At 37.6% G+C, this 4893-nt stretch carries 4 protein-coding genes; 3 read left to right on the top strand and 1 reads right to left on the bottom strand.

Annotated features, from left to right (window positions below; genetic code table 11):
• Positions 1 to 13: 13 nt before the first annotated feature.
• Positions 14 to 1246, bottom strand: a complete 1233-nt coding sequence (gene serA / locus Q0017_RS13240) for a phosphoglycerate dehydrogenase (protein ID WP_298147758.1) — start codon at positions 1244 to 1246, stop codon at positions 14 to 16.
• Between the two features lie 339 nt (positions 1247 to 1585).
• On the opposite strand from serA, the gene Q0017_RS13235 reads away from it, so the two are divergent.
• From Q0017_RS13235 to Q0017_RS13225, 3 genes are all read left to right on the top strand, one after another.
• A complete protein-coding gene (locus tag Q0017_RS13235; protein ID WP_298147756.1) occupies positions 1586 to 2995 on the top strand; it encodes an FAD-binding oxidoreductase in 1410 nt (469 codons plus the stop codon).
• Between the two features lie 123 nt (positions 2996 to 3118).
• Positions 3119 to 3499 (top strand): hypothetical protein, encoded by a 381-nt coding sequence (locus tag Q0017_RS13230; protein ID WP_298147753.1) that lies wholly within the window; start codon positions 3119 to 3121, stop codon positions 3497 to 3499.
• A gap of 78 nt (positions 3500 to 3577) precedes the next feature.
• Complete coding sequence (locus tag Q0017_RS13225) at positions 3578 to 4717, top strand: SEC-C domain-containing protein (RefSeq protein WP_298147750.1); 1140 nt, start codon at positions 3578 to 3580, stop codon at positions 4715 to 4717.
• Positions 4718 to 4893: the final 176 nt, after the last annotated feature.

Here is a 4893-nt window from a genome sequence, read left to right as displayed (position 1 = left end):
TGTTTACAGTGATTTAGAACAATACGCGAACGCGGATTGTGCCTTCAACTGTATGTAGGGTATCAAGTGCTTCTTGTGAGCCTGCTGCATCAACGTCCATTACTAAGTAGCCAACATCACCTTTAGTCATTAAAGACTGACCAGAAATGTTGATGCCTTGTTCAGCAAACAAGTTAATAATTTTTGATAAAACGCCCGGCACATTTTGGTGAATGTGTAATAAACGGTGCTTGCCTTCAGTTAAAGGAAGCGCGATTTCTGGGAAGTTCACCGCAGATAAAGTCATACCTTTATCAGAGTAAGCCACGAATTTCTCGCCTACTTCTAAACCGATATTCGCTTGCGCTTCGATGGTTGAACCACCTACGTGAGGTGTTAAAATTACGTTTGGAATATTACGCAGTGCAGATACGAACTCTTCGCCATTGGCTTTAGGCTCTTTCGGGAATACGTCAACTGCAGCACCTGCAATATGACCCGATTTAAGTGCGTCAGCCAAATCTTCAATCACTACACATGTACCACGTGCTGCATTGATGAAGATAGAACCTTCTTTCATTTGCGCAAACTGATCTTTGGTCATGAAATTACGTGTAGATGGAACATCTGGCACGTGTAAAGACACCACATCAGCATTGGCAAGAAGTTCACCTAAAGAACCGACTTGACGTGCATTACCTAAAGGTAATTTTGTCACTGTGTCAAAGTAGATCACTTTCATACCCATGCTTTCAGCAAGTACAGAAAGTTGTGAACCGATTGAACCGTAACCTACGATACCTAAAGTTTTACCACGAGTTTCATACGAACCTACAGCCGACTTGTTCCAACCGCCTGCATGCGTATCTGTTGATTTTTCAGGTACACGACGTAGAAGAAGAATCGCTTCAGCAAGTACAAGCTCTGCAACAGAACGTGTATTTGAGTAAGGTGCGTTAAATACAGGAATACCACGACGCATTGCTGCATCTAAATTCACTTGGTTTGTACCAATACAGAAACAGCCCACAGCAATGAGTTTAGTTGCTGCTTCGAAGACTTCTTCAGTTAATTGGGTACGTGAACGAATACCAACGAAATGAGCATCTTTAATCGCTTCTTTGAGTGCTTCGCCCTCAAGTGCTGTTTTGCGATAATCGATGTTGGTGTATCCCGCTGCATTTAATGTGTCGACTGCGTTTTGGTGAACGCCTTCTAACAATAAGAAACGAATTTTATCTTTAGGTAGAGAAAGATGTTGGCTCATTACGGCTCCGCTACAAAGGCCAAATTTAGTGGCAATATGATAGCATAGGAAAATGCACTATAAACATTTGCTTTAGGTCTGATGGAATTTCTTGTGTGTTGAAAATATCGTCAATTTTATAAATTTTGGTCTAATTAAACCTGTAATTTGTAAGCGATATGACCAAAAAACGCATTTTTTATAAGTCAGAGGGAAAAATGATTTATAATAGTGTCCCACAAAAAGCGTGCCCATTATTTGGAACGATTTTTGTGCCTGATGAGATGAAAAATATTCGTTTTAAATGTTTATTTTTTACTCATATTCTTGTGAATAAATTTCTTGCTAGGTCTGCAAACGATGAATGCTCCAGTCGCTTTAACACCTGAGTTATTGGCTCAATTAACAGCTATTGTCGGTGAAAACCGTATTAAAACTGATGCTGACAGCCTCGAAAATTGGGGACGTGACCACACCAAACACTTTGACCCAAATCCATCGGTCATCGTTTTCCCATCTAGCACAGAACAAGTGCAACAAATTGTTCAACTTGCCAACCAATTTAATATTGCTATTACTCCAAGTGGCGGTCGTACCGGTTTATCGGCAGGTGCGGTTGCAGCCAATGGCGAAATCGTGGTGAGCATGGACAAGATGAACCAAATTTTGGAATTCTTCCCAGCTGACCGTATGGTACGTGTCCAAGCAGGTGTGGTGACTGAACAGTTACAAAACTATGCAACTGAGCAAGGCATGTATTACCCAGTAGACTTTGCTTCGGCAGGTTCAAGCCAAATTGGCGGTAATATTGCAACCAACGCCGGCGGTATTAAGGTGATTAAATATGGCATGACACGTAATTGGGTGTTAGGCTTAACTGTAGTAACCGGTAAAGGCGATATTTTACGCATTAACAAAGGCATGATTAAAAATGCCACCGGTTATGCGCTACAACACTTATTTATTGGCGGTGAAGGTACTTTAGGTTTAATTACCGAAGCTGAAATTAAGCTTGAGCGCCAACCACAAGACTTACAAGTGATGGTCTTAGGTGTAACTGATTTTGAAGCAGTGATGCCTGTATTACATGCTTTCCAAGCCAAAATTGACTTAACTGCATTTGAGTTCTTTGGTGAACTTGCCATGCAAAAAGTATTGGATCATGGTCATGTACAACGTCCATTTGAAACTCAATGCCCATTTTACGTATTGCTTGAATTTGAAGCGCCGTTTGAGCCAATTATGGACAAGGCGATGGAAATTTTTGAGCATTGCATGGAACAAGGTTGGGTACTTGACGGTGTGTTAAGCCAAAGTCTTGATCAAGTGGAAAGCTTATGGCGCTTGCGTGAAGATATTTCTGAATCTATCGCACCATTTACGCCATACAAAAACGACATTTCTGTGTTAATTACGCATGTACCTGCATTTATTGCAGAGATTGATGCGATTGTAAATGCCAACTACCCAGACTTTGAAATTTGTTGGTTTGGTCATATTGGTGACGGTAACTTACACTTAAATATCTTAAAACCTGCGGATTTAAGCAAAGACGAATTCTTTGCGAAATGCCAAGTGGTGAATAAGTATGTATTTGATACGGTTAAAAAATATGACGGTTCAATTTCTGCAGAACACGGTGTAGGTATGACCAAAAAGCCTTACCTTGAATACACGCGTTCTCCTGAAGAAATTGAATATATGAAAGCTTTAAAACTTGCGTTTGATCCAAATGGAATTATGAACCCAGGTAAATTATTTGATCTTTAATCAGATAAAATAATTCAAAGCCCCAACCCATGTTGGGGCTTTTTTTTATACAGTGTTGCCATAGAATTTTTGCTAAGCACAAGGCATGATCAAGCTATATTGAATACATTTAAGGATAATTTTATGTTACGTATTTTGGGTTTAACTGCTGCACTTTTATCATTAACGGCATGTGCCACCACTGAAAATTTAATGCATAAAGCCAAAGGCGTAGTGCATGCATCCTCTACACCGCTTGAGCAAGTGTTAAAAGCGCAGCCAAATTTAGCATCTGAATTAAATACGCTTGAAATTCGTCAAGTGTTTAACCGTGTGGAGTCGCCAACTGCTGCCCAAGTGACGGTGTTAGAGTCAGGCTTAATGGATGATTCTGTAAGCGCTGTTCGGACTACCTATCAATTTAAATTCATAGATGAGCAATGGAACTTGGTGGATAAAAAAGCCAGTTATAAATGTAGCCGCGGTGACAATACTAAGAATTTCCAAACAACTTTATGTCCTTAAATTTAAGTTGCTTTTTTAAACGATTCTTCTATGTTAAGCGTATCGATTGATACGCTTTTTATTTGGGGGGAATTTAATATGCAGCGTAATGATAAATGTTATTGTGGTTCAGATATAAAGTATAAAAAATGTCATTTCTTATTAGAAAGTAAGTTAAAAAATCTTAATACATACAAAACAAGTAAACCTTTGCCACATGAGATACATCATTCCTTTCGAGATGCTAAGCATTATGAGATATGCCTTGCTGAGGGAATAGATGGATGTACCGAAAAAATTACCAATGCTCATACAGTTCCTAGGTCGAGTAGTTTAAAAGCTATAAGCAAAGATGGACATCTTTACACTTTTAATAGTGATGATTACTTGGGATTTCACAATTCAAAGGGAAAGACCACTGTTAGTAAAATAGGGATAAGAACTGCTTCTACATTTAGTGGGTTTTGTTCAATCCATGACAATTCTCTATTTCAAAGCTTGGAGAAAAAAGAGTTTGTCACATCGGATGAACAAATGTTTATGCTTTTTTATAGAGCTTTTTCCATGGAACTATATAAAAAGCTAGCAACGAAAAGGGCATATCCTTTGATGCTGAGACAAGTCTTAGCAATTGAGGATTTTTTACATTTCTGTGATTGTAAACAGCGTTATGAATCAATGATTAAAGGTGTAAATCAAGCTTTGAAGATTTGTGGTGATTTACACGCTGAACTAAATACAGCAATTAAAGCAAAAAAATATGATCGGATCAGGTATTATTCAATCAGGATCGAAGACAAACTACCTATATTAGGTGTAGGAGCATTTGCTCCACTATATAGTTTATATGGTGAACAAATCCAAGATATATTTGAGGCTACTTATATAGAGTACCTAAATTTATCTTGTCTCATAGATAGAGATGGAAATTCATGGATTAACTATACATGGTTGGATGAATTAAATTCTAAAAGTAAAAAATTTGTCAGTGATATTCAGAAGCTTCCAAATGATGAGCAAGTAAGAATCTCATTAAACTTACTATTAAACCGTATCGAAAATGTCTATATGAGTATTGATTTTTGGGACAATTTAAATGAGTTTGATAAAATAAAAGTAATAGAAACTTTTAATAGAAGTTTGGACGAATCTCAAAAATTAAGTACAACATATACATTAGAAAAATACTTTCCAATTCAAAATATTAGAGTAGTAGAAAAGAGAAGTAATATTTTTTGATTTTAAATGGCTACAAAAAAGCTTTAGGTTGAAAAAATTTGATTGAATATAGAGAATAGAGATTCTGCTGTTTTCTCTACTGGTGCACTATGCTCGAAGATATCAAAATAACCAACCATGAGCTTGTCATTGGTCTTGTTGGTGCGGTGGGCAGTAGCTTAAGCCCCTTAACCGAC

Origin of the sequence: uncultured Acinetobacter sp. (assembly GCF_947624825.1) — a bacterium.
Lineage (GTDB): Bacteria > Pseudomonadota > Gammaproteobacteria > Pseudomonadales > Moraxellaceae > Acinetobacter.
Note: the sequence above shows the minus strand (reverse complement) of the source record. Positions and strands in the feature narration are given on the sequence as shown.

Excerpts from the sequence above, each read along its gene's own strand:
- Q0017_RS13225 (WP_298147750.1), top strand. The coding sequence starts at position 3,578 with ATGCAGCGTAATGATAAATGTTATTGTGGTTCAGATATAAAGTATAAA.
- Q0017_RS13230 (WP_298147753.1), top strand. The coding sequence starts at position 3,119 with ATGTTACGTATTTTGGGTTTAACTGCTGCACTTTTATCATTAACGGCA.
- Q0017_RS13235 (WP_298147756.1), top strand. The coding sequence starts at position 1,586 with ATGAATGCTCCAGTCGCTTTAACACCTGAGTTATTGGCTCAATTAACA.
- serA (WP_298147758.1), bottom strand. The coding sequence starts at position 1,246 with ATGAGCCAACATCTTTCTCTACCTAAAGATAAAATTCGTTTCTTATTG.